General features: G+C 64.8%; 19 protein-coding genes and 1 tRNA gene. 8 read left to right on the forward strand and 12 right to left on the reverse strand.

Annotated elements, in window-relative coordinates; genetic code table 11:
• The first annotated feature begins 90 nt into the window (after window positions 1-90).
• The 3 genes from galT to ACSVIE_RS07840 all read left to right on the forward strand — a co-directional run bounded on the left by galT (window position 91) and on the right by ACSVIE_RS07840 (window position 3,705).
• Window positions 91-1,242 carry a galactose-1-phosphate uridylyltransferase gene (galT, locus tag ACSVIE_RS07830; RefSeq protein WP_426006476.1) on the forward strand — a complete coding sequence of 384 codons (1,152 nt, stop codon included), beginning with the start codon at window positions 91-93 and terminating at the stop codon, window positions 1,240-1,242.
• Window positions 1,239-2,399 carry a galactokinase gene (galK, locus tag ACSVIE_RS07835; RefSeq protein WP_442423504.1) on the forward strand — a complete coding sequence of 387 codons (1,161 nt, stop codon included), beginning with the start codon at window positions 1,239-1,241 and terminating at the stop codon, window positions 2,397-2,399. The genes galT and galK overlap by 4 nt, the downstream gene beginning before the upstream one ends.
• A 67-nt stretch (window positions 2,400-2,466) precedes the next feature.
• Entirely contained in the window at window positions 2,467-3,705 is a 1,239-nt protein-coding gene (locus ACSVIE_RS07840; protein WP_426006474.1) for an acetyl-CoA C-acetyltransferase, read from the forward strand.
• A gap of 66 nt (window positions 3,706-3,771) precedes the next feature.
• Here ACSVIE_RS07840 and ACSVIE_RS07845 read toward each other — a convergent pair whose 3' ends face one another.
• Entirely contained in the window at window positions 3,772-4,683 is a 912-nt protein-coding gene (locus ACSVIE_RS07845) for a Bax inhibitor-1/YccA family protein (RefSeq protein WP_426006473.1), read from the reverse strand.
• Between the two features lie 310 nt (window positions 4,684-4,993).
• On the opposite strand from ACSVIE_RS07845, the gene ACSVIE_RS07850 reads away from it, so the two are divergent.
• The 5 genes from ACSVIE_RS07850 (at window position 4,994) to ACSVIE_RS07870 (ending at window position 10,444) form a co-directional block, all read left to right on the forward strand.
• Window positions 4,994-6,391 carry a branched-chain amino acid ABC transporter permease gene (locus tag ACSVIE_RS07850; RefSeq protein ID WP_426006472.1) on the forward strand — a complete coding sequence of 466 codons (1,398 nt, stop codon included), beginning with the start codon at window positions 4,994-4,996 and terminating at the stop codon, window positions 6,389-6,391.
• Window positions 6,392-6,400: 9 nt separating this feature from the next.
• On the forward strand, window positions 6,401-7,369 hold the full coding sequence (locus ACSVIE_RS07855) for a branched-chain amino acid ABC transporter permease (RefSeq protein WP_426006471.1): 969 nt from the start codon (window positions 6,401-6,403) through the stop codon (window positions 7,367-7,369).
• Window positions 7,366-8,373, forward strand: coding sequence for an ABC transporter ATP-binding protein (locus ACSVIE_RS07860; protein ID WP_442423505.1), 1,008 nt, complete (start codon window positions 7,366-7,368; stop codon window positions 8,371-8,373). The genes ACSVIE_RS07855 and ACSVIE_RS07860 overlap by 4 nt, the downstream gene beginning before the upstream one ends.
• Window positions 8,370-9,143 carry an ABC transporter ATP-binding protein gene (locus tag ACSVIE_RS07865; RefSeq protein WP_426006469.1) on the forward strand — a complete coding sequence of 258 codons (774 nt, stop codon included), beginning with the start codon at window positions 8,370-8,372 and terminating at the stop codon, window positions 9,141-9,143. The genes ACSVIE_RS07860 and ACSVIE_RS07865 overlap by 4 nt, the downstream gene beginning before the upstream one ends.
• Before the next feature lie 458 nt (window positions 9,144-9,601).
• Window positions 9,602-10,444, forward strand: a complete 843-nt coding sequence (locus ACSVIE_RS07870; protein ID WP_442423506.1) for a phosphotransferase family protein — start codon at window positions 9,602-9,604, stop codon at window positions 10,442-10,444.
• Between the two features lie 67 nt (window positions 10,445-10,511).
• Here ACSVIE_RS07870 and ACSVIE_RS07875 read toward each other — a convergent pair whose 3' ends face one another.
• The 11 genes from ACSVIE_RS07875 to ACSVIE_RS07925 form a co-directional block, all read right to left on the reverse strand.
• The gene (locus ACSVIE_RS07875; RefSeq protein WP_426006466.1) at window positions 10,512-11,867 is read right to left on the reverse strand and encodes an ABC transporter substrate-binding protein; all 1,356 of its coding nucleotides are present in this window, start codon (window positions 11,865-11,867) and stop codon (window positions 10,512-10,514) included.
• Between the two features lie 225 nt (window positions 11,868-12,092).
• Window positions 12,093-12,166, reverse strand: a tRNA-Leu gene (locus tag ACSVIE_RS07880).
• Window positions 12,167-12,187: 21 nt separating this feature from the next.
• Complete coding sequence (locus ACSVIE_RS07885) at window positions 12,188-13,108, reverse strand: N-acetyltransferase (protein WP_442423507.1); 921 nt, start codon at window positions 13,106-13,108, stop codon at window positions 12,188-12,190.
• Window positions 13,109-13,202: 94 nt separating this feature from the next.
• Complete coding sequence (locus tag ACSVIE_RS07890) at window positions 13,203-14,657, reverse strand: NAD(P)/FAD-dependent oxidoreductase (protein ID WP_426006464.1); 1,455 nt, start codon at window positions 14,655-14,657, stop codon at window positions 13,203-13,205.
• A gap of 38 nt (window positions 14,658-14,695) precedes the next feature.
• Window positions 14,696-16,078, reverse strand: coding sequence for a S8 family serine peptidase (locus ACSVIE_RS07895; protein ID WP_442423508.1), 1,383 nt, complete (start codon window positions 16,076-16,078; stop codon window positions 14,696-14,698).
• Window positions 16,075-17,031, reverse strand: a complete 957-nt coding sequence (locus ACSVIE_RS07900; protein ID WP_426006461.1) for a Ppx/GppA phosphatase family protein — start codon at window positions 17,029-17,031, stop codon at window positions 16,075-16,077. The genes ACSVIE_RS07895 and ACSVIE_RS07900 overlap by 4 nt, the downstream gene beginning before the upstream one ends.
• Window positions 17,028-17,708 (reverse strand): DUF501 domain-containing protein, encoded by a 681-nt coding sequence (locus ACSVIE_RS07905; RefSeq protein WP_426007502.1) that lies wholly within the window; start codon window positions 17,706-17,708, stop codon window positions 17,028-17,030. The genes ACSVIE_RS07900 and ACSVIE_RS07905 overlap by 4 nt, the downstream gene beginning before the upstream one ends.
• Before the next feature lie 68 nt (window positions 17,709-17,776).
• A complete protein-coding gene (locus ACSVIE_RS07910; RefSeq protein ID WP_426006460.1) occupies window positions 17,777-18,439 on the reverse strand; it encodes an FtsB family cell division protein in 663 nt (220 codons plus the stop codon).
• Between the two features lie 167 nt (window positions 18,440-18,606).
• Window positions 18,607-19,887: a phosphopyruvate hydratase gene (eno, locus tag ACSVIE_RS07915; RefSeq protein ID WP_426006459.1), complete on the reverse strand. Its 1,281-nt coding sequence runs from the start codon at window positions 19,885-19,887 to the stop codon at window positions 18,607-18,609.
• A gap of 116 nt (window positions 19,888-20,003) precedes the next feature.
• Entirely contained in the window at window positions 20,004-20,681 is a 678-nt protein-coding gene (locus tag ACSVIE_RS07920) for a MazG nucleotide pyrophosphohydrolase domain-containing protein (RefSeq protein ID WP_426006458.1), read from the reverse strand.
• Window positions 20,659-21,801 (reverse strand): adenosine deaminase, encoded by a 1,143-nt coding sequence (locus ACSVIE_RS07925; protein WP_442423509.1) that lies wholly within the window; start codon window positions 21,799-21,801, stop codon window positions 20,659-20,661. The genes ACSVIE_RS07920 and ACSVIE_RS07925 overlap by 23 nt, the downstream gene beginning before the upstream one ends.
• Window positions 21,802-21,822: the final 21 nt, after the last annotated feature.

Genomic DNA, 21,822 nt, shown 5'->3' on the forward strand with positions numbered 1-21,822 from the left:
TACTGCATCTGTTGGCTTCCCTCCCCGGATTCAATGTTAAGTTTTGTGAGAATCTATGCGCTTTTGGGTGATTGTGGAATAATGGTCTGCATGACCCGCATTACCAGTACCCGCCTTGCGGACAGCCGCGAGCTGATCTACTTCGATGATCCAGGAACTCCGGAGCGCATGCCCGCCTCCTTGGCGGACCACCGCGACCTTCCGGTCCGCGGTGAGCCCGGCGAAGTCCGGTTCGATGCCTTGTCGGGTGAATGGGTGGCCATCGCCGCACATCGGCAGACCCGGACACACCTGCCGCCGGCCCATCAGTGCCCCATCTGCCCCACCACTGAGGAGAATCCGTCGGAGATCCCCGCCGCGGACTATGACGTCGTGGTTTTCGAGAACCGCTTCCCGTCACTGGGTCCGGCGGTTGGTGACATCCCGGTACCACCTCCCGCGGGAGGGTCCGGCCACGGGATCAAGGGTCCGGCCTTTGGCCGGTGCGAGGTCGTGGCTTTCACTCCCCGGCACACCGGTTCGTTCGCCGAGCTGGGGGAAACCCGCGCGCGGACAGTCATCGAAGCCTGGGCCCACCGCACGGAAGCACTGAGCGCCTTGCCGGGCATCCGCCAGGTTTTCCCGTTCGAAAACCGCGGCGCCGATATCGGCGTGACGCTCCACCATCCGCACGGCCAAATCTACGCCTACCCGTACGTGACACCGCGCGCTGCCACCTTGGGTGCTGTGGCCCGGAAGTACTACGACGACTCCGGCGCCAAAGAGACCCTGGGGGCCTCCCTCTTGAAGGCTGAGCGCGAAGACGGCAGCCGGATGGTCCTGGAAGCAACCCACTTCAGCGCCTACGTGCCGTTCGCTGCCCGGTGGCCCCTTGAAGTGCACCTGGTTCCACACCGCAGCGTCCCGGACCTTGCAGCCCTGACGGGCGAAGAACGGGACGAACTCGCCCACGTCTACCTGGACCTGCTGAAGCGGCTGGACGCCCTTTACCCTACGCCGATGCCGTATATCTCCGCTTGGCACCAGGCGCCCTTGGACCCGGCCCTCCGCCCTGCAGGCCAACTCCACCTTCAACTCACGTCCCCCCGCCGCGCAGCCGATAAACTCAAGTACCTCGCAGGGTCCGAGGCCGCCATGGGGGCGTTCATCAATGACACCACCCCGGAGGCCGTCGCGGACCGCCTGCGAAGCGTCGCGGCTAAAGCCCCTGTTTCCCAGACCCTGGAAGGCAGCCCAGCATGAGCACCACCACGGACACCAGCGCCCTCACCGCCCGTTTCCGGGAAACCTTTGGGTCGGCTCCCGACGGCGTGTGGCAGGCGCCGGGGCGCGTCAACCTGATAGGTGAACACACCGACTACAACGAGGGCTTCGTCCTGCCGTTCGCCATCGACAAGACGGCCAAGGTGGCCCTTCGGGTCAGAGATGATTCCAACGTCCGGTTGCTGTCCACATTCGGCGGGCACGGTGTGGTCGAGGCCGACCTCGCGGGGCTGGAACCGGGATCCGGCGAAGGCTGGGCCCGGTACCCCTTGGGGGTTGCATGGGCGTTGCAGGAGCAAGGCATCGACATCCCCGGATTCGACCTCCTGCTGGATTCCGACGTGCCGTTGGGTGCCGGGCTGTCCTCTTCACACGCCATTGAATGCGCCGTCATCACCGCGCTGAACGAGATCACCGGAGCCGGTCTGGGTGCCGAGCAGCTGGTCATCGCCACCCAGCGGGCCGAGAACGTGTTCGTAGGAGCTCCCACCGGCATCATGGACCAATCGGCCTCACTGCGCGGAGCCAAAGGGCATGCGGTGTTCCTGGACTGCCGGGACCAGCATGTGGAACTGGTGCCGTTCGACGCCGAGGCGTCCGGTTTGGTCCTGCTGGTGATCGACACGAAAGTCTCGCACTCCCACGCTGACGGCGGTTACGCTTCCCGCCGCGCGTCCTGTGAGCTGGGGGCAGAGGTACTGGGCGTCAGGGCACTGCGCGACGTCGGACTGGAGGCTTTGGAAGATGCAGCAGGCCTGCTGGATGAGATCACGCTGAAGCGCGTCCGCCACGTTGTCACCGAGAACGATCGTGTCCTCCAAACCGTGGAAGCCCTGGCCGCCACCGGGCCGGCAAGCATCGGCGCGTTGCTGGATGCCAGCCATGTTTCCATGCGGGACGATTTCGAGATTTCCTGCCCTGAACTGGACATCGCCGTGGATACGGCCCGGGCCAATGGGGCCATCGGCGCACGGATGACTGGCGGCGGGTTCGGCGGCTCAGCCATCGCCCTGACCCCGGTGGGCAAGGAGCAACAGGTGCGTGACGCCGTCGTCGTGGCCTTCAGCGAGGCGGGGTTCATGGCACCGGACATCTTCACCGTGACTCCTGCGGCCGGCGCATTGCGTCTTGCCTGAACGCCGCCGAGGCGTGCGTTCGGCATCCGCCCGGCGTCCAGCCATGTGCCGGGCGTAAGCTGGGCCCATGACTGAGGCTGTGATCGTTTCCACTGCCAGAAGCCCGATCGGCAGGGCCTTCAAGGGCTCCCTCAAGGACGAACGCCCCGACGACCTCGCCACGGCCATGGTGCAGGCTGCCCTGGCCAAGCTCCCGGGGTTCGAGCCGGCCAGCGGCCCCGGGACCGGGCTGGACGACATCCTGCTCGGCTGTGCGGAGCCCAGCGGCGAGGCCGGTTCCAACATGGCGCGGGTTGCTGCCGTGCTCGCAGGCCTTGACCGCGTTCCCGCTGCGACCGTCAACCGGTTCTGCGCGTCGAGCCTGCAAACATTGCGCATGGCCTTCCACGCGATCAAAGCAGGCGAAGCCCACGCCGTGGTGTCCGCAGGGGTGGAAAGCGTCTCCCGTTATAAAGACTGGGCCGGTGCCGGGGAAACCGACGCGGCCAACCATAACCCATTGTTCGGCGCGGCAGCACAGCGGACGGCGGCGCGGGCAGCGTCCAATATCCCTTGGACCGACCCCCGGCTTGGCGGGCGGTTGCCGGATATCTATATCTCCATGGGCCAGACCGCCGAGAACGTGGCCACGACGTATGGCATTTCCCGGCGGGAGCAGGACGAATGGGGTGTCACCAGCCAGAACCGGGCCGAGGCTGCTATCGCGTCCGGCTTCTACGCGCGGGACATCACCCCGTACACGCGCAGGGATGGCACTGTGGTGGATCGGGACGACTCCCCCAGGCCGGGCGTTACGTTGGAGGCGGTCTCGGCATTGCAGCCGGTGTTCCGTGCGGAAGGTACCGTCACCGCCGGGAATGCCTGCCCGTTGAACGATGGCGCCGCGGCTGTGGTGGTCATGAATGAATCAAGGGCACGGGAACTGGAGCTCCAGCCCTTGGCGCGGATTGTGTCCACAGGCGTCAGTGCGCTCTCACCGGAGATCATGGGCCTGGGGCCGGTGGAGTCCACCCGCCGGGCCCTCGCCCTTGCCGGGCTGACCATGGAGGACATTGACCTGGTGGAACTCAACGAGGCTTTCGCCGTCCAGGTCATAGCGAGCGCACGCGAGCTGCAGATCGACCCGGAGAAGCTGAACGTCCACGGTGGTGCGATCGCTTTGGGGCATCCGTTCGGGATGACCGGTGCGCGAATGGCCACCACGCTGCTCAATGGTCTCCAGGACCGCGACCAGACCCTGGGGCTGGCCACCCTGTGCGTTGGCGGTGGCCAGGGAATGGCGGTCGTGTTCGAGCGCTTGAGCTGAAGGGTCTCTTAACGGGACGTGCCCCGAAGGTTTCCCTTCGGGGCACGTCCAGAGGAACGGATGCCGTTAGTCGTCGCCGCGCAGGATCGCCAGCAGGCGGATGATTTCGACGTAGAGCCACACGAGGGTGACAGTCAGGCCGAAGGCAGCGGTCCAGGAGTAGCGCTCGGGAGCACCGGCGCGAACGCCTTCCTCAATGCTGGTGAAGTCCATGATCAGCGAGAACGCCGCCAGGCCGATGGCCAGGATGCCGATGAAGACACCCAGCGGGATGCCGGCGATCTCGAAACTCGTGCGGAGGCCGAAAGGCTCCTGCACAGCACCGGTCCACATCATCACGAGGTTGATCAGCGCGAAGACTGCGTACCCGATGGTGGCGATCATGAAGAAGCGGATCATCTTGGGGGTGGCACGGACCTTGCCGCTCTTGAACAGCAGCAGCGTGACGCCAAAGACAGCCAAGGTGCCGATGACTGCCTGAAGGCCGACGCCCGGGAACATGCCGTCGAGAACGCGGGTGAGGCCACCCAGGAAGAGACCCTCAAGGCCTGCGTAAGCAAGGATCAGGGCCGGCGACGGCTGCTTCTTGAACGTGTTGACCAGCGCCAGGACGAAACCGCCCAGCGCGCCGACGATCATGAGCATGGTAGCCAGGGCAGGAGCCACGAACAGGGTGACCGCGGCGCCGATGACCAGCACCACCAGGCACATGACGGTCTTCATGATGACGTCGTCGTAGGTCATGCGTCCGGTGTCCGCAGGACCTGCAGCCGGCTGGTTGTACATCTGCTGCAGCTGTTCGTGCGTCAGGTTCTGCTGCTGCGCCGCCCAGGCGGACTGGGCGTCCATGACCTGGCCGGGTGCCCGGCCAGGGACCTGGTTAAACTGCTGGCCGTACGGGTTCTGCGGAACAGGCGGCGCCTGTGTGGCTCCACGGAAATTCTTTCCGTTGAAGATCGGGTTTCCGCCAAGTGCCATTGCGGGTGTCCTCCTGAAAAAGGGCTAAGTGATAATTCACGGTACCAATTACCACGCGTTCAGGGCAGGGAAAGTTCCCCTGTTCACCCAGACGACACTGAACCGTGACACGACAGGCCCCTGCCGCCGTCGTAAGTCGCCCGCCTTCCCCCCTCCGAAGGTTGCCTGTGACGCCACAGTTGTTATCTGATCGCTACCTTAGCGCCCCTGAAGTGGGGATTTTTTGTCCCCCCCGAGCGGTAACATAGGCCACACATGGGTGACCTAGGTCACAATCGCGGCATTTAGGCAAGAATTGTCCACGAAGCCCATGACCGTTCGCACCGGCTGCAATGGCGCTGCCGGGACCACCCCCACTGTGGAGGTTTCCATTTTGAGAAGCACACTGCGCGACCCGTCCATGAGACGGTCCAAGGGACTGCAGAGAGCTGTGGGCGCATTCTTCGCCGCCCTCATCGCCACTCTGCTGATCGCCGCACCGGCGGCGGAGGCGACCACCCCCTCGCCTTCGCCATCACCAACAACATTCCAGAACAACATCAGCGGGTTCCTCCGCGACGACGCCCGGGCACCGATCTCCGGCGTCAAGATCAAGGCCTCCGGAAACGGGTTCGAGGGTGAGGCAACCTCGGGCTCAAACGGCGCCTGGAACATCGGAGTACCGGTGCAGGGCACCTACACGATCGAGCTTGACACCTCTACCTTGCCGGAGGGAATCACGCTCGCCGAGGGCCAGGAGAACCCCCGGGACGTCACGTTCAGCCAGACATCCAACCTGTCCGTGATCTTCGCCTTCGGCAAAGGCATCGTGATCCAGCAACAGGACTTCGGACAAAACCTCCTCAACCGTCTGGTGGCCGGCCTCAGTTTCGGCTTGCTGCTGGCGCTGGCCTCAGTAGGCCTCTCCCTGATCTTTGGAACCACCGGCCTGACCAACTTCGCGCACGGTGAGATGGTCACGCTCGGCGCGGTGCTCGTGTTCCTGTTCAACGGCTTTGGCTTCCCCTTCTGGCTGGCCATCCTGTTGGCCCTGGTGGGCGGCGGGCTCTTCGGCTACGTCCAGGACGCCGGTCTCTGGCGCCCCCTGCGGCGCCGCGGTTCCGGCCTTGTCCCCATGATGATCGTCAGCATCGGCCTCGCACTGGCCATCCGCTACGTCATCCAGTTCTTCTTCGGTGGTGCCACCCAGCAACTGCCGGGCGCACAGAGCGCCGAGATCCAGATCGGACCGGTCTCCATCTCGCCCAACAACCTGTGGTCGCTCATCATCAGCGCCGTGGTCATTGGCCTGATCGGCTTCGTCCTCCTGAAGACCCGCCTGGGCAAGGCAACCCGCGCCGTCGCCGACAACCCGGCCCTGGCGGCAGCGTCCGGCATCGACGTTGACTCGGTGATCCGGATTGTATGGATCGTCGGCGGCGTCCTGGCTTCCCTCGGCGGCATCCTCTGGGCGTACTACCGGCCCGGCGTTACCTTCGACATGGGCTCCCAGATCCTGTTGCTCATCTTCGCGGGCGTCACCTTGGGCGGCCTCGGCACCGTGTTCGGTGCACTGATCGGTTCGATCGTCGTGGGCATCTTCGTGGAGTTGACCACCGTGTTCGGGCTGCCCGCCGACCTTAAATACGTTGGCGCCCTCTTCATCATGATCGTTGTCCTTCTGTTCCGGCCCCAGGGTATCCTCGGCCGGCGTGAGCGTGTGGGTTAGGAGCGGGCCATGGACTTCGGTTTTATTCTTTCCAGCGCCCTGGGCGAACTTTTCAGTCCAACGACGGCGGCCTACGCACTCGCCGCTTTGGGCCTCGCCGTCCACTTCGGCTACTCGGGCCTGCTGAACTTCGGCCAGGCAGGCTTCATGGCCGTGGGTGCCTACGGTTTCGCTATCTCGACATTGTCCTTCGAGGTGCCGTTCTTCATCGGCCTGCTCATCGCGGTGCTGTGTTCGGTGATTTTCGCCTTCATCCTCGGTATCCCCACTCTGCGGCTGCGGGCGGATTACCTGGCAATCGTCACCATCGCCGCCGCCGAAATCGTCCGGTACGTGGTCACCACCAACCAGCTGACCAGTGTTACGGGCTCGGCCAATGGACTGGCGGCCTTCGAGGGCGGCTTCTACTCCATGAACCCGTTCCCTGAAGGCTCCTACATGGGCATGAACAACAGGGACTTCTTCATCCGTGTTGTCGGGTGGGGCTTGGTCATCATCTGCTGTGTCCTGGTGTGGCTCCTGATGCGCAGCCCGTGGGGCCGTGTCCTGAAGGGCATCCGCGAAGACGAGAACGCCGTTCGGTCGCTCGGCAAGAACGTGTACTCCTACAAGATGCAGGCCCTGGTGATCGGCGGCGTACTCGGCGCCCTGGCAGGCATGATCTTCACGCTCCCCCGCGGCGCGGTTCAGCCATCCAACTACGGCACGGAACTCACCTTCTTCCTCTGGACATGCCTCCTGCTGGGCGGCATGGCCACGGTCCTGGGTCCGGTGATCGGCGCCATGATCTTCTGGGTTGTTCTTTCCCTGACGCAGAGCGTGCTCTATGGACTCATTGAATCCGGAGCCATCACCTGGCTGACCACGGTACAGGCAGGCCAGTTGCGCTACATTCTGGTGGGTGTGGCCCTGATGCTCCTGATGATCTTCCGGCCGCAAGGCGTCTTCGGCAACAAGAAGGAGCTTGCTTTCACATGAGCGAGACCAACAGCGGGACCAACGGTCAAAACGCTGACACCATCGATTACATGACGGATAACCGTCCCATCGCCGTCGGGGACAACACCCCCGGCTGCAAGAAGCGCGACCCGATCGTCGTCGCGGAGAACGTCACCCGGTCCTTCGGCGGCATCAATGCCGTGGACGTGGAATACCTGGAGATTCCCCGCCACAAGATCACCGCCCTGATCGGCCCCAACGGCGCGGGCAAAACCACGTTGTTCAACCTGTTGACGGGCTTTGACACCCCCAACTCCGGCAAGTGGGAGTTCGAGGGCAACAGCCTGGCCGGTGTCTCCTCCTACAAGGTGGCCCGCATGGGCATGGTCCGGACGTTCCAGCTGACCAAGGTCATGGGCAAGCTGACCGTGATGGAGAACATGCGGCTCGGCGCAGCCAACCAGCCCGGCGAGCGCCTCTCCAAGGCATTGTTCAAAGGGATCTGGGGAGGACGCGAAAAGGAGATCACCGCCCAGGCGGACCTCCTGCTGGAGAAGTTCAAGCTGGATGCCAAGAAGGATGACTACGCTGCCTCCCTCTCGGGCGGGCAGCGCAAGCTCCTCGAAATGGCCCGCTCCCTCATGGTCCGCCCCAAGCTGGTCATGCTGGATGAGCCCATGGCAGGCGTGAACCCGGCACTGACCCAGTCGCTCCTGGACCACATCAAGAACCTCAAGGCCGAGGGCATGACCGTGCTGTTCGTCGAGCACGACATGAACATGGTCCGCCACATCGCCGACTGGGTGGTGGTCATGGCCGAGGGCAAGGTGGTGGCCGAAGGCCCGCCCGGTGAGGTCATGAAGAACCCCGCCGTCATCGATGCCTATCTCGGCGCCCACCATGACGTGGACCTCGGCGACGCTGAGGGCATCAAGGAACTCGAAGCCGAACTCGAGGCGGACGATGAGTCCGTGGTGGGCACCGAAGACGCCGGGATCCTGTCTACCGACATCACCGAGACCAAGCACGAGGGGGAAAAATGAGTGGAGCAAGCCCCATGGCTGCTGCCCCTTCAGCGGCTCCCGTTGGCGACGCCGTCGTCAAGGTCACCAACCTGGTGGCCGGGTACCTGCCGGGCGTGAACATCCTTAATGGCTGCAGCATCGAAGCCCGGAAGGGCGAACTGATCGGCATCATCGGCCCCAACGGCGCGGGTAAGTCCACGCTGCTGAAGGCCATGTTCGGTTTGGTGAAGATCCACTCCGGCACCGTGGTTGTCCGGGGCCAGGACCTGACCGGGCTGAAGGCCAACAAGCTGGTCACACAAGGCGTCGGCTTTGTTCCCCAGACGAACAACGTTTTCGCCACCCTGACCATCGAGGAAAACCTTCAAATGGGCATGTTCCAGCGGCCCAAAGCCTTCACGGAGCGCTTTGACTTTGTTGCCAGCCTCTTCCCCGAACTCGCAAAGCGCCGCGCACAACGGGCTGGGTCGCTGTCCGGTGGCGAGCGGCAGATGGTGGCCATGGGCCGGGCACTCATGATGGACCCTGCGGTCCTGTTGCTGGACGAACCGTCCGCAGGCCTCTCCCCCGTCAAGCAGGACGAGACTTTCCTGCGTGTCCACGAGATCAACCGGGCCGGAGTCTCCGTGATCATGGTGGAGCAGAACGCCCGCCGCTGCCTGCAGATCTGCGACCGCGGCTACGTCCTGGACCAAGGGAAGGATGCTTACACCGGCACCGGCCGTGAACTTATGAAGGACCCCAAGGTGATCCAGCTGTATCTGGGTACCCTCGCGGACGAAGTCTGACAAGTACGGCACAGCACTCGTTGGCCCCGGTTCAGCTTGCTGAGCCGGGGCCAACGTTTTGCTGGGCCCTCCCGCCCCCGTGCCGCCACCACCCACTTCGAGCCCACACAGCCCCTCAAAGCCCCGAAAACCCGGCGTGTCCACCCTAACCAGCCCCAAAGCAGGTGGCAGCCGCACACCCACCTCCCACAAGCGCAAACCCACGACGACGGCACTCACCCACGCGCCGCCGTCGAACCTCCCGCTCCGGATGACAGACGCAAACCCAGACCCCCGTACCGCCACCACCCACTTCGAGCCCACACAGCCCCTCAAAGCCCCGAAAACCCGGCGTGTCCACCCTGAGAAGCCCCAAAGCAGGTGGCAGCCGCACACCCACCCGCCCGTCGTGCCCCGCCCACAGCACACAAAGCAGGCTGGCAACGCGGATCGCCCCGCAGGCATGGCATTCTGGGTTGGTGATTGAGTCGATCAGCGAGAGGCAACACAGCCTGCTCGTCGCGTGGTTGGGCAGCTTTACCGTGGTGGGCGACTACTCGTGGCCACTGCAAGACACCACGGTGCTGCACGTGGAAAGCATGGATGGGCGCAAGTTCATCGTCAAGGCAAGCCGAACCAGCCACCATATCCGCCGTGAGATCGCCGCCTATGCCAGGGGCATGGACGGGCTGGAGGGGAAAGTTCCCACACTTCTGTTCTCTGCGCCGGAAGAGGGCTTGCTCGTTACCCAATACCTTGAGGGAACGCTGGTTGCCGGCAGTCCTGCTGAAAGCTCCCCGGACGTATATCGCCAAGCCGGGGCAGTTCTGGCACGGCTTCATCGTCCGGCTGGTATGTCGCGGAGTTACATGCGGTCATTAAGCGCCCGGACCAATGCCCTGATCGATAAGGCGAGGGATGTGCTGCCGCAGTCCATGGTGAGCCACCTGATCAAGGAGGTCTCCGCCGTCGAGCTTTCCCCGGTTGCGTTGGTGACGTCCCATGGGGACTACCAGCCAAGGAACTGGCTTTGCGACGCCGGCGAGGTGAAAGTCATCGATTTCGGCCGCGCAGACCTGCGCCCTTGGGTGCATGACCTGGTCCGGCTGAGTCACCAGCAGTTCCTTACGGCCCCTGACCTCGCGGAGGCGTTCCACGAAGGGTTCGGACAGACCATGTCCAGCCCGGAGGAGCATGCCGTGTGGCGGCTCGAAAACCTGGACCAAGCGGTGGGTACTGTGGTGTGGGCACATGGAATTGGAGACCACGGCTTCGCACAACAGGGTGTGGAAATGGTTGAGAGAGTGCTCGCAGAGTCCTAAAGAAACAGGCCCCCTTCCACCGGAGTGGAAGGGGGCCTGTTGGTCAGCGGGCGGAGGGAGTTGCGGCTTAGAGCTTGCCGAACTCTTCCCGGACCGGCTTGTAGGTGTTGTCATCCTGGTACTCGTAGATACCGATGTACGCCTCGGTCGGGTCACCGGCGTCGGAGAACGTCACCGGGCCGGACTGGCCGTCGTAGTCGATGTCCTTGCCCTCGCGAAGCAGCTTGACGCAGGAGCCGAAGTCGGAGCACTTCTCGCCGCCCTCGGAGACTTCCTTGAGCTTGGCCGCAATGTCCGGACCCTTGGTGCTCTTGGCGGCCTCGGACGCCAGGGCAATGAGGTTCACGGCGTCATACGACTCGCCTGCGTAGGAGTAGTCCTTCAGGGCGGGATCGATGGCGAGCAGCTTCTGTTTGAAGGCATCCTTGGCGAAGGTGCCGGGGATGGTTCCCTGTGCGCCCTTCAAGGTGCCGGCCTGGAAGTCCTTGCTGTAGTCGGAGGTGTTGCCGTCAACCAGGAACAGCTGCGTGGGCTTGATGCCCTTGCCGGTGATCAGCGGAACAATGCTCTTGGCCTGGTCGAAGGTGATCAGGGCGATGGCATCCGGCTTGGCCGCGAGGACCTTGTCCACCTGGCTGCTGAACTGCGAGTCGCCTTCGTTGAAGAGTTCTTCTGCAACGACCTTGCCACCGGCTGCCTCGAAGGCTTCCTTGACGTTCTTCTGCAGGCCGGTGCCGTAAGCGTCGTTGAGGACGATCATGCCAACGGTCTGGGCGCCACAGGTGGCCATGTAGTTGCCGAGCACCTTGCCCTGGAGGACGTCGGAGGGAGCCGTACGCCAGTACAGGCCCTTGTCATCCCAGGTGGTGAAGTCGGGCGAGGTGTTCGCAGGCGAGAACTGGATGACGCCGGCACCGGTGATCTGGTTGATGACCGTCTTGGAGACACCCGAAGATGCTGCGCCGATCACAGCGCTCACGCCCTGGCCAAGGAGGGCCGTGGTGGACTGTGTGGCGATGTCCGTCTTGGTGTCACCGGAGTCGCGGTGGACTACCGAGACCGGAGCGCCCAGGACACCACCGGCGTCGTTGACTTCCTTGATGCCCAGGTTCACACCGGCAATTTCAGGTGGCCCGAGGAACGCCAGCGACCCCGTTGTCGGCAGGAGCGAACCAATCTTGAGCGGCGTGTCAGTGGTGGTAGTCGAGGGAGGCACAGGTCCCGTGTTGGAGGCAGCCTGGCTGTTGCCGGCTCCCGCCCCGCCGCTCGGTGCCGGGCAGGAGATCCCTGCCGCCGCGGCGGATGAAGACCCAGTCGTGGTCGGCGTCGAAGACCCACCACAAGCTGTGGCCAGAAGAGCGACCCCAATGCCAAGCGCGGTTAGCTTGGCGGCTCGGGGCGCCGCTGGGGAAAGATCAAACATTCGTTGTCTCCTCGATCGAAAGGTGCGAACTGCCTTTGATGCGATTTACTCAGGTGTTCCTGATTAAGACTCAAACTAATGCAATTGACTGGCGAACATAAGTGATTCAGGTCACATCCCTATAACACTCGTTGCCTGTGGGGAATCTACATGAAAGCTGGGAGTCTGCCCACAGTGCAAAAACGCAGAAGGAGGGAAAGTTCAGGACTTTCCCCCCCCCGGCAGTGCCCCAGGTGGGACTCGAACCCACAACACGCGGATTTTAAGTCCGCTGCCTCTGCCAATTGGGCTACTGGGGCGCCCGGACCATGGTATCCCAGCTAGAGGCGTTCAAACGGCGGCGCGTAGCGGAAGGTGCCCTGGACGCCGTCGGGCCATCCCGGCAGCGTTAGCAGTTGGAAGTGGTCGCCCCACACTTCCTCGGGAGGCGCTACCCCCGCACTGGTCGCCGGAACGTAGCCGAATTTCGGGTAATAGCCGGTACTGCCGAGGAGGGCTATGCCCGGTTCCCCCGCGGTGACGGCCCGCGCGTGCGTTTCGCGCATCAACGCCGAGCCGATCCCGCGGCGCTGCAACGTCGGCTCCACGCCGATAGGGCCCAGGGCCAAGAGTTCAAGGCCGTCCACCCAACCGCGCGTGCTGATCACGTGGCCCACAATGTCGCCGCCCATTTCGGCCACGATGCTGAACCCGGGCAAGTACTCCGCACAGTCGAACAGTTCCTGCAGCAGCCCCACTTCGACGGGTGTGCCGTCCACCGGGGCGCCGGTCACCGGGGATATCGAGAATGCCCGGGAGGTCAAGGCGAGGATCGCCGGCCGGTCCTCGGGCCGCTCGTTGCGCAGGACGATGCCACGCGAGAGCAGCCGCAGCACTTCAAGGGCCCGGTCCGCGTCAGCCGACGGCACCAGCAAGTGGTCGTGGTGGAAGCCGGCCAGGACGTTGCAGCTGATCCCGGCGTGCGTCAGCGCTGCGCTGACGGCCGCAGTGAGGCCCACGGCTTCCAAAGCCGAATGGATCTGCAGCGTGATCCAGGAAGCAACAAAGTCGTAGGCCAGGCCCAGCCGGTCCGCCTCCCCGCGATGCAGGACTACGGTCAGCCCTTCCGCCTCGCGGACAGCGGCTTCGATCTCCCCCTCCAAGGGTTTGCCGTGCGGCCACAACGCGTACACATAATCTCCCTCCCGGAGGGAAGGATGCATGGACTGGAGCAGCGTGGTGAGGTCGGTTTCGCCGGGCATGGGAACAGTCTAGGGGCCGTCTGCGCGGCTGGTCTGCGGTTAAACGTCGACGGCGGCCACCCACCTGAAGTGGGCGGCCGCCGTCGGGCGTTTGCTACTTGGCGTCAGCCGTCACCGGGGTCTTCTCCTCGGCGGGCTTCTCCGGAGCCGGGGCCGGCGCGGGAGCGGCGGCCGGCTTGGGGGCCGGGGTGGCTGCGGCAACGAATGCACCGCGCGGGTTGTCCAGGTCCATCAGCTGCGTGGTGTCGCGGCCTGCGAAGAAGGACAGGATCCAGCCGAAGATCACGCGGAACTTGCGCTCAACCGTAGGCATGGCCATGCCGTGGTAACCACGGTGTGCCAGCCATGCGAGGCCGCCCTTGAGGCCGATGCGGCCCAGGAGGTTGATGTTGGCAACGCCCTTCCACTCGCCGAAGCCGGCCACAGCGCCAAGGTTCTTGTGCTTGTAGTCGTGCAGCGGCTTGTCCCAGCGGGAAGCCCAAAGGTTCTTGGCGAGCTTCTTGGCCTGGCGCAGCGCGTGCTGTGCGTTGGGAACGCAGGTGCCGTCGGGCAGGCCCTTGCCCGTGAGGTCCGGGACGGCGGCGATGTCGCCGGCGGCCCAGGCATTCTCGATGATGCCCTCGTCACCGGCGATGCGGAGGTCCGGCAGGACGCGGACGCGGCCACGGGGCTCCAACGGGAAGTCCGTGGAACGGATCATCGGGTTGGCCTGAACGCCTGCAGCCCACACGAGGGTGTCGGCTTCGACCTCGCCTGCGGAAGTCTTGTCCGGCAGGTTGATGAGCTTGAGGGTGCCATCGGCGCTGTCCAGCGAAGTGTTGAGCAGAACCTCGATACCGCGGCTGCGGAGGTGCTCGACGACCCATTCAGCCTGCGGTGCCGTGACCTCGGGCATGATGCGGCCCATGGCTTCGACAAGGACGAAACGGACTTCTTCCTGGCGGATGCGCGGGTTGTTGCGCACTGCCGCGCGGGCGAGGTCTTCCATTTCGGTGAGGCACTCGATGCCGGCAAAACCGCCACCGACCACCACGAAGGTGAGGGCCTTGGCGCGTTCGGCGGGATCGGTCATGGTGGAAGCGGCTTCAATGCGCTCCAGGAGCTTGTTGCGCAATGCAACGGCTTCCTCAATGGTCTTCAGGCCAATGCCCTTGTCCGCCAGGCCCTTGATGGGGAACGTGCGGGTGATGGCACCTGCGGCAATAACGACGTCGAAGTACGGAACCTCGAACGGGGCGCCGCCATCGGAGGGGGCAACCACTGCCGTGCGGTTGGCGTGGTCGATGCTGGTGACGCGGCCCTGGATGAGCTCAGTCTGCTTGAGGTGCTTGCGGTGGGACACGACGGCGTGGCGTGCCTCGATGTTGCCACCGGCCACCTCGGGGAGGAACGGCTGGTAGGTCATGTAGGGCAGCGGATCGACGACGGTGACGATGCCACCTGCGTTCGCGATCTTCTTCTGCAGTTTGAGGGCTACGTACAGGCCGACGTAGCCGCCGCCTACGACGAGAACCCGCGGACGGTCAATGAGCTCTGGGGTGGTTGCCATGACACCAGAGTACAGTACTTTGTGAAAATCTTCACTAACTACGGTTTGGCGGGCGGATCCACTGCCTCCATCACGCCGATGTCGGCCTCCTCGGCCTGCGCCGGGGCACTGCGGGCGACGCGCCGCAGCTGGATCGCGGCACCTGCGATGATCAGGACAAACAACGCCCCAAAGCCCAGTACCACCGCGGCAGGCAGGGCATCATCCACCTGCGCCGGTGTCTTGGCGACGGGCACCGTGGGATCGGCCAACGTGGGTGCTGCGCTGGTGGGGCTGGCAACGGGAGCCTGCGACGGAGTGCTGAAGTCGCCGCGGCGGTGCACTCGGATCCAGTCCGCAATGGACCCCAAGGGGTTGGCGGCAGCAGCCGGCACATCATCCTTCAGCGCGGCCTCGGCATTGAGGATCCCGTAGCCATAAATCGGATCCTTCCCCGGGGCCCCGGCATCCTTGGCCGTGCTGACGATCCTGTTGATGACCTGCCTGGCACTCATCTCCGGCCACTTGGACCGGATCAGGGCAGCTACGCCGGAAACGATCGGAGCAGCTCCCGAGGTGCCGGCCCATTCGGCGTAGCCGCCGCCGGGCATGCCGCCCACGAGGTTCTCAGCAGGTGCAGCCACGCCGATGCTGATGCCCTGGGACGAGGAATCGATGCTGGCCTTGCCCTCGCCGTCCAGCCCTGCCACCGTCAGGACGCCGGGAATCGTGGCAGGAGCACCCACCTGGACGTTGCCTCCCACGCGGTTTCCGGCCGCCGCCACTATGACCACGTCCTTCTGTTCGGCGTAGAGGAACGCGGCGTCCCAGCTCTGCGGCCAGTCCGGGGAAGTGCTGCCCAGTGAGATGTTGATGACCTTGGCACCGTTGTCCACGGCCCAGCGGACAGCGTCCGGAATCTGCTCCTGGTCCGTCTTGCCGCCGGGATTGGGCGAGCCAAGCCACGTGGAGACCGCGAGGATCTGGGCCTCAGGGGCAACCCCCACCATGCCGTCCGGCCCGCCGGCAGGTGCCGGGGCAGGAGGAACAGCAGAGGGCGAGGCTGACGGTGAGGCGGTGGGCGTGGCATGACCCCTGCCCGCCAGCATGGTGGCCACCAGGGTGCCGTGCTCCGGTTTGGCGCCGATGCTCTTCTGGCCGTTGGAAGCTCCCGCGCCGGAGGCATCCGCTCCCCCGGTGACAACTCCGCGCAGGTCAGGGTGGTTGCCGTCCACGCCGCTGTCGATGACAGCCACTTTCACGCCCGCTCCCTTGGAGACTTCCCAGGCTGCGGTGATACCGGACTCCTTCAGCCAGTACTCTTTGTCCCGCCAGGCATCCGCGGCGGCAGGTGGCGCCGCATAGAGGGACCCTGCCAGTGCGCCACCGGCCAGCAGGACCGACATGGCAGCGGAAAAGGAGCGTCGACGCGTCAACGTCATGCAGAATCCCGGATGCTCAAGGCTATGCCGTCAAGGATGTCATGCTCACTGGAGACGGCTCCGTTGACGGAGCCTTTGCTGACATCCGACAGGCGCTGCAGGATACGGCGCCACACCAGGGCTCCGGCTCCAATGACGTCCACGCGTCCGGGGTGCATGTAGGGCAAAACGGCGCGCTCGGCCCGCGTCATCTCCAGGAGGCTGGTGGCGGCATCGCTGATGGATTCCAGGTCCAGGCGGGCACCGTGGATGCGGTGGGGCTGGTATTCCGTCAGGCCCAGTGCATGGGCCGTAATGGTGGTGACCGAACCCGCCACACCCACCACAACAGAGGCGCGGTCCAGCGGAACGGCAAGGGCCGCCTCGTCAAGGGCGGCATCGACGTCGGCCTCTGCTGCGGCGATCTGCGCAGCAGAGGGGGGATCGTTGCGCAAGTGGCGTTCGGTGAGCCGGACGCAGCCGATGTCCACGGACCGGGCAGCGATCACCCCGTTGGCATCACCCAGGACGAACTCGGTGCTGCCACCGCCAAGGTCAACCACCAGCACGGCGTCCTCACCCTGGACCGGCAGCACGCTGCTGGCGCCTGCGAAGGACAAGGCGGCTTCCTCGTCACCGGAAATGACTTCCGGCTCCACGCCCAGGAGGTCGCCGATACCGTCGACAAATACCTGGCGGTTTCGGGCGTCCCGGGTTGCCGAGGTCGCCACGAACCGGACCTTGCCGGCACCGTGGTGGTTGATCAGCGCAGCGTAGTCCTTGGCAGCGGCAAAAGTACGGTCCAAGGCATCGGGAGCAAGCTCGCCGGTGGCGTCCACACCTTGGCCAAGCCGGACCACGCGCATTTCCCGGACCACGTCCGTGAGCGGCGGTGCGCCGGCGTCCCCGGCGACGTCGGCGATCAGCAATCGGATGGAGTTGGTTCCGCAGTCAATCGCTGCAACCCTGCTCATGCATCATCCCCCGGTTCAATGTCCTGAAGCTTGGTTTTCCGGACCGGCGCAGGGCGGCCCACGATGTCCGGCAGGCCCTGCGGACCGTGGCGGCTCAGGTCCCTGGACGGAGCTTCGCCGGCCGTTTCCCAGGCACCATCGCAGTAGCAGCGGTCCTTGGTCCACCACTCCGCGATGGCTTCCAATGCTTCATCGCCGAGCGGGTTGACCCCCGGCCCCGCAGCCAGGGAATGCCCCACCAAGACGTGGAGGCACTTCACGCGCGTGGGCATCCCACCTGCGGAAATACCGTCGATCTCCGGGACGGAACCGGTTCCCGAGCGCCCGGCAATGTCGTTGCGGGCCTGGAGGTAGGCCTCATGAGCCGCACGGTAGGCCCCGGCCAGTTCCGTATCCTCCATGAGCCGTTGGTTCATCTCGTTCATCAGCCCGCCGGCCTCCAGCCGGGACACCGCGGAGGTGATGACGGGGTGGGTCAGGTAGAACGTGGTGGGGAACGGCGTGCCGTTGCTGAGCCTCGGTGCCGTGGCGGCCACCAACGGGTTGCCGCAAACGCAGCGGGCCGGAATTTCGACGACGTCACGCACCGGCCTGCCCAACTGGCGGCTGAGAACGTCGAGGTCATGTGCTGACGGCTGCCGGGATTCCTGCGGCACTGCTGCCGTGTTCTCTTCCACGAGCGCTGCCAACCTTCCTGCCCTTGTTGCCGTGTCCCATGCGGACACGATGGCGGCGGGCACCGCGTCTAGTCTGTCGCCGATCGTCTGATGGACTCCCACAACGCATCAACCCATGGCAGGTTCGCCGGGTTGGCAGATGATCCGGAGCCGGTGCGGCCACCCGGGGTACCGGCGGCTTCTTCCCCGCCAAATACCCAGTAGCCCGTTTCACCCGGCATAACCATGTTAATGCGGTCGCGGGCCTGTTGTTTCACGTAGTTGGGGTCCTGCCACCGCGACAGCTGCTTGTTGAGCTCGGCCTGCTCGGCTTTGCGGCCCGCAATCTCGGCTTCCAGGGCCGAAATTTCTGCCCGTTTTTCCAAGAAGATACGCACCGTTGGCGCCAGCATGATGGTGATCGCAATCATCACCACTGCCAGCGCGAGCATCCTGCCGGAGAAGGCCTTGGCGGGTACGGGATCGTTGTCCTTGATCTCTGACGGTTCGGGTTTCCCGGGCTGTGCGGAGGATTTGGCGGCAGGCTTTGCCGGTTTACCGGACGCAGCTGCGGCCGGGGGTGCCGTGGGACTTCCTGTCCCGGTACGGGCGCCGCCGAACTCGGCCTTGATGACGTCTCCACCGCCGGCATCACTCTTGGCAGGGGTGGCCGCCGTGCCGGACGGCCGGTCCTTTCGGGAGGACCCTCCAAGGGCGTCGGCCCTGGGGACCTTTGGACGACGGGTAGCCATGACACTCCTGTAATGCCCGGTGCTTGCCTGGCGGTTGTGCGCTTGCCCTGCGCCTTGCGTGGACTTTTGGTCCGGCTCAGCCCGCGGTTCTGCAGGCAAGCGTTAAACGGAACCGGTGGCTATGGTCATTTCCACCATAGCCACCGGTCAGCTGTTTTCGCGGAAGGCTAGCCCTTGAAACGCGGGAACGCGCTGCGGCCGGCGTAGCGTGCGGCGTCGTCGAGTTCTTCTTCGATGCGCAGCAGCTGGTTGTACTTGGCAACGCGCTCGGAGCGGGCCGGGGCACCGGTCTTGATCTGGCCGGCGTTGGTGGCAACGGCGATGTCGGCGATCGTGGTGTCCTCGGTTTCGCCGGAGCGGTGCGAGGTGATGGTGGTGTAGCCGGAACGCTGGGCCAGGGAAACGGCGTCGAGCGTCTCGGTCAGGGAACCGATCTGGTTGACCTTGACCAGCAGGGAGTTGGCCGTCGCGGCGTCGATGCCCTGCTGCAGGCGGACCGGGTTGGTGACGAAGAGGTCGTCACCCACCAGCTGGACCTTGTCGCCGATCGTGTCGGTGAGGGTCTTCCAACCTTCCCAGTCGTTCTCGTCCAGCGGGTCCTCGATGGAAACCAGCGGGTAGTCCTCAACGAGTCCGGCGTAGTAGGCGCTCATTTCGGCCGAGTTCAAGGACTTGCCTTCGAACTGGTAGGTGCCGTCCTTGTAGAACTCGGAGGAAGCGACATCCAGGGCCAGGGCAATGTCAGTGCCCGGGGTGTAGCCGGCGTTCTTGATGGCTTCCTGGATCAGGTCCAGGGCAGCGCGGTTGGAGGGCAGGTTCGGCGCGAAGCCGCCTTCGTCGCCCAGGCCGGTGGAGAGGCCCTTTTCCTTCAGGACGGACTTGAGGTTGTGGTAGACCTCAACACCCCAGCGCAGGCCTTCGGAGAAGGTTTCGGCGCCGATGGGGGCGATCATGAATTCCTGGATGTCCACGTCGGAGTCGGCGTGGGAACCACCGTTGAGGATGTTCATCAGCGGGACCGGCAGGACGTGGGCGTTCGGACCGCCCAGGTACTTGTAGAGCGGCAGGTCCGAGGATGCTGCAGCAGCGTTGGCAACGGCCAGGGAGACACCCAGGATGGCGTTCGCGCCCAGCTTGCCCTTGTTCGGGGTGCCGTCGAGGTCGATCATGGCCTGGTCGATGCTGCGCTGGTCCGTGGCGTCGAAGCCGATGAGGGCCGGCGAGATTTCGTCGATGACGGCGTCAACAGCCTTCTGGACACCCTTGCCGAGGTAGCGGCCCTTGTCACCGTCGCGAAGCTCAACAGCCTCGTGCTCACCGGTGGAGGCACCGGAGGGAACTGCTGCGCGGCCGATCTGGCCGTCGGAGAGCAGAACCTCAACTTCTACGGTCGGGTTTCCGCGGGAATCAAGGATCTCGCGGGCGTGGATGGCATCGATAAGCGCCATGGATGTGCTCCTTATGGGCGAATTACAGGAATGTGGAGGGAAATTCTCAACGTCCTCGTCGCTACTAGCGTAGTCGAGAGGGGGCCAGGTTACGGCACGGATTCACAAGACTAACGTCACGAAGCCGGGCCGGGGTGGTCCTGGAAAGCGCGTACGGCCTTGCGGAGGGCCCGTTCGGCATCGAGCCCCCGTTCCCGCGCGCCCGCCACGACGGCCAGCAGCAGCTCCCCCAGCGCCTCTTCCGAGGCCGGGATGAGAGGAACCACGACGTCGGCCGGGCGGCTTTGGGCGGCGACGGACAGGCCCGCGCGGGCAGCCCGGTCCAGTGACTTCTGCGCTGCCGCCAACGCCGGAAGGTGCGGCGGAATGCCCTCGAACGGATCGGCACGTTCCGGTTTCTCCGCGCGTTTGGCGGCGTCCCACTTGAGGATGATTTCCTCTACACTCGCCGGGAAACTCTCCTGCAGGGAACCGTCCGCTTTGAAGACGTGCCGGTTCCGCCGGACCATCTTGGCGTTGATGTCCCGTGCTACGTCCTCGAAGTCAAAGCTGCCCCGCTCCTCGGCGAGCCGGGCGTGAAGCACTACTTGAAGCAGCACATCGCCCAGCTCACCGCGAAGCTCATCATCAACAGCACCAGCCTCGATCGAGTCCACCACCTCGTAGGCTTCCTCGATCAGGTACTCCACCAGGGACTCGTGGGTGAGCGCGCCCATCCACGGGCAGTGCTCCCGCAAGGCACTGATTGTTGTGATGAGCTGATCGATGCCCTCAGCCGAGGTTGGCGTAGGCATCGTTGATGTACTCGACCAGGGCCTCGCGCTCATCCAGCGGCAGGAACGCTGCTTCGGCCGCGTTCAGCGTCAGTTCCAGCAGGTCGTCAAGATCGTAGTCGAAGGTCTCCACCAGGAGTTCGAACTCATCCGTAAGGCTGACGCCGCTCATCAGGCGGTTGTCCGTGTTGATGGTGACCTTGAAACCCAGCTGGAAGAGCATGTCCAGGGGGTGGCTTTCGATGCCCTCGCCGAAAGTGGAGATTGCACCGGTCTGAAGGTTGGAGGACGGGCAGATCTCCAGGGCGATGCCGCGGTCGCGCACCCAGGCGGCCACGCCGCCGAGCGTTACCATGCCGACCGTGCCTTCGCCGTCGTCGGGCGCGTTGTCCTCAAACTCCACCGAGATGTCCTCGGCGATCCGAACCCCGTGGCCCAGGCGCAGGGCACGGCCGTCCACCAGCGCCGACTGGATGCTGTCCAGCCCGGCGGCCTCACCGGCATGGACCGTGGCAGGGAAGTTGTTCTCCGCCAGGTACGTGAACGCATCCTTGAAGCGCGAGGGCAGGAAGCCGTCTTCGGCACCGGCGATGTCGAAGCCCACAGCGCCCTTGGCCCGGTGGCGGACCGCGAGTTCGGCAATTTCCTGGCCGCGATCGGCATGGCGCATGGCGGTGATCAACTGACCCACCTGGATCTGCTGGCCGCGGGCTTCGGCAGCATCGACGCCGGCTTCCAGGCCGTCCTGCACCGCCTCCACGACCTCGTCCAGGGTCAGGCCCTTCTGCAGGTGCTGTTCAGGGGCCCACCGGACTTCGCCGTACACCACACCGTCCTCGGCGAGGTCCTCAACGAACTCCTTGGCAACCCGGAACAGACCTTCCTTGGTCTGCATCACGGCAATGGTGTGGTCGAACGTCTCGAGGTAGCGCACCAGGGAACCGGAGTCGGCGGACTCCCGGAACCATTCGCCCAGTGCCACGGGATCCGTGGAGGGCAGTGTGTGGCCTACAGCCTCGGCCAGCTCGATGATGGTGGCCGGGCGGAGCCCGCCGTCCAGGTGGTCGTGCAGGGAAACCTTGGGCAGGCTCTTCAGGTCGAAGTCGAGGGCAGGGGCAGCGTCAACAATGGGCTCAGTCACGTACCCCACTGTAGGGGGACG

This window comes from Paenarthrobacter sp. NCHU4564, from assembly GCF_052156435.1.
In the GTDB taxonomy this organism is placed as follows: domain Bacteria; phylum Actinomycetota; class Actinomycetes; order Actinomycetales; family Micrococcaceae; genus Arthrobacter.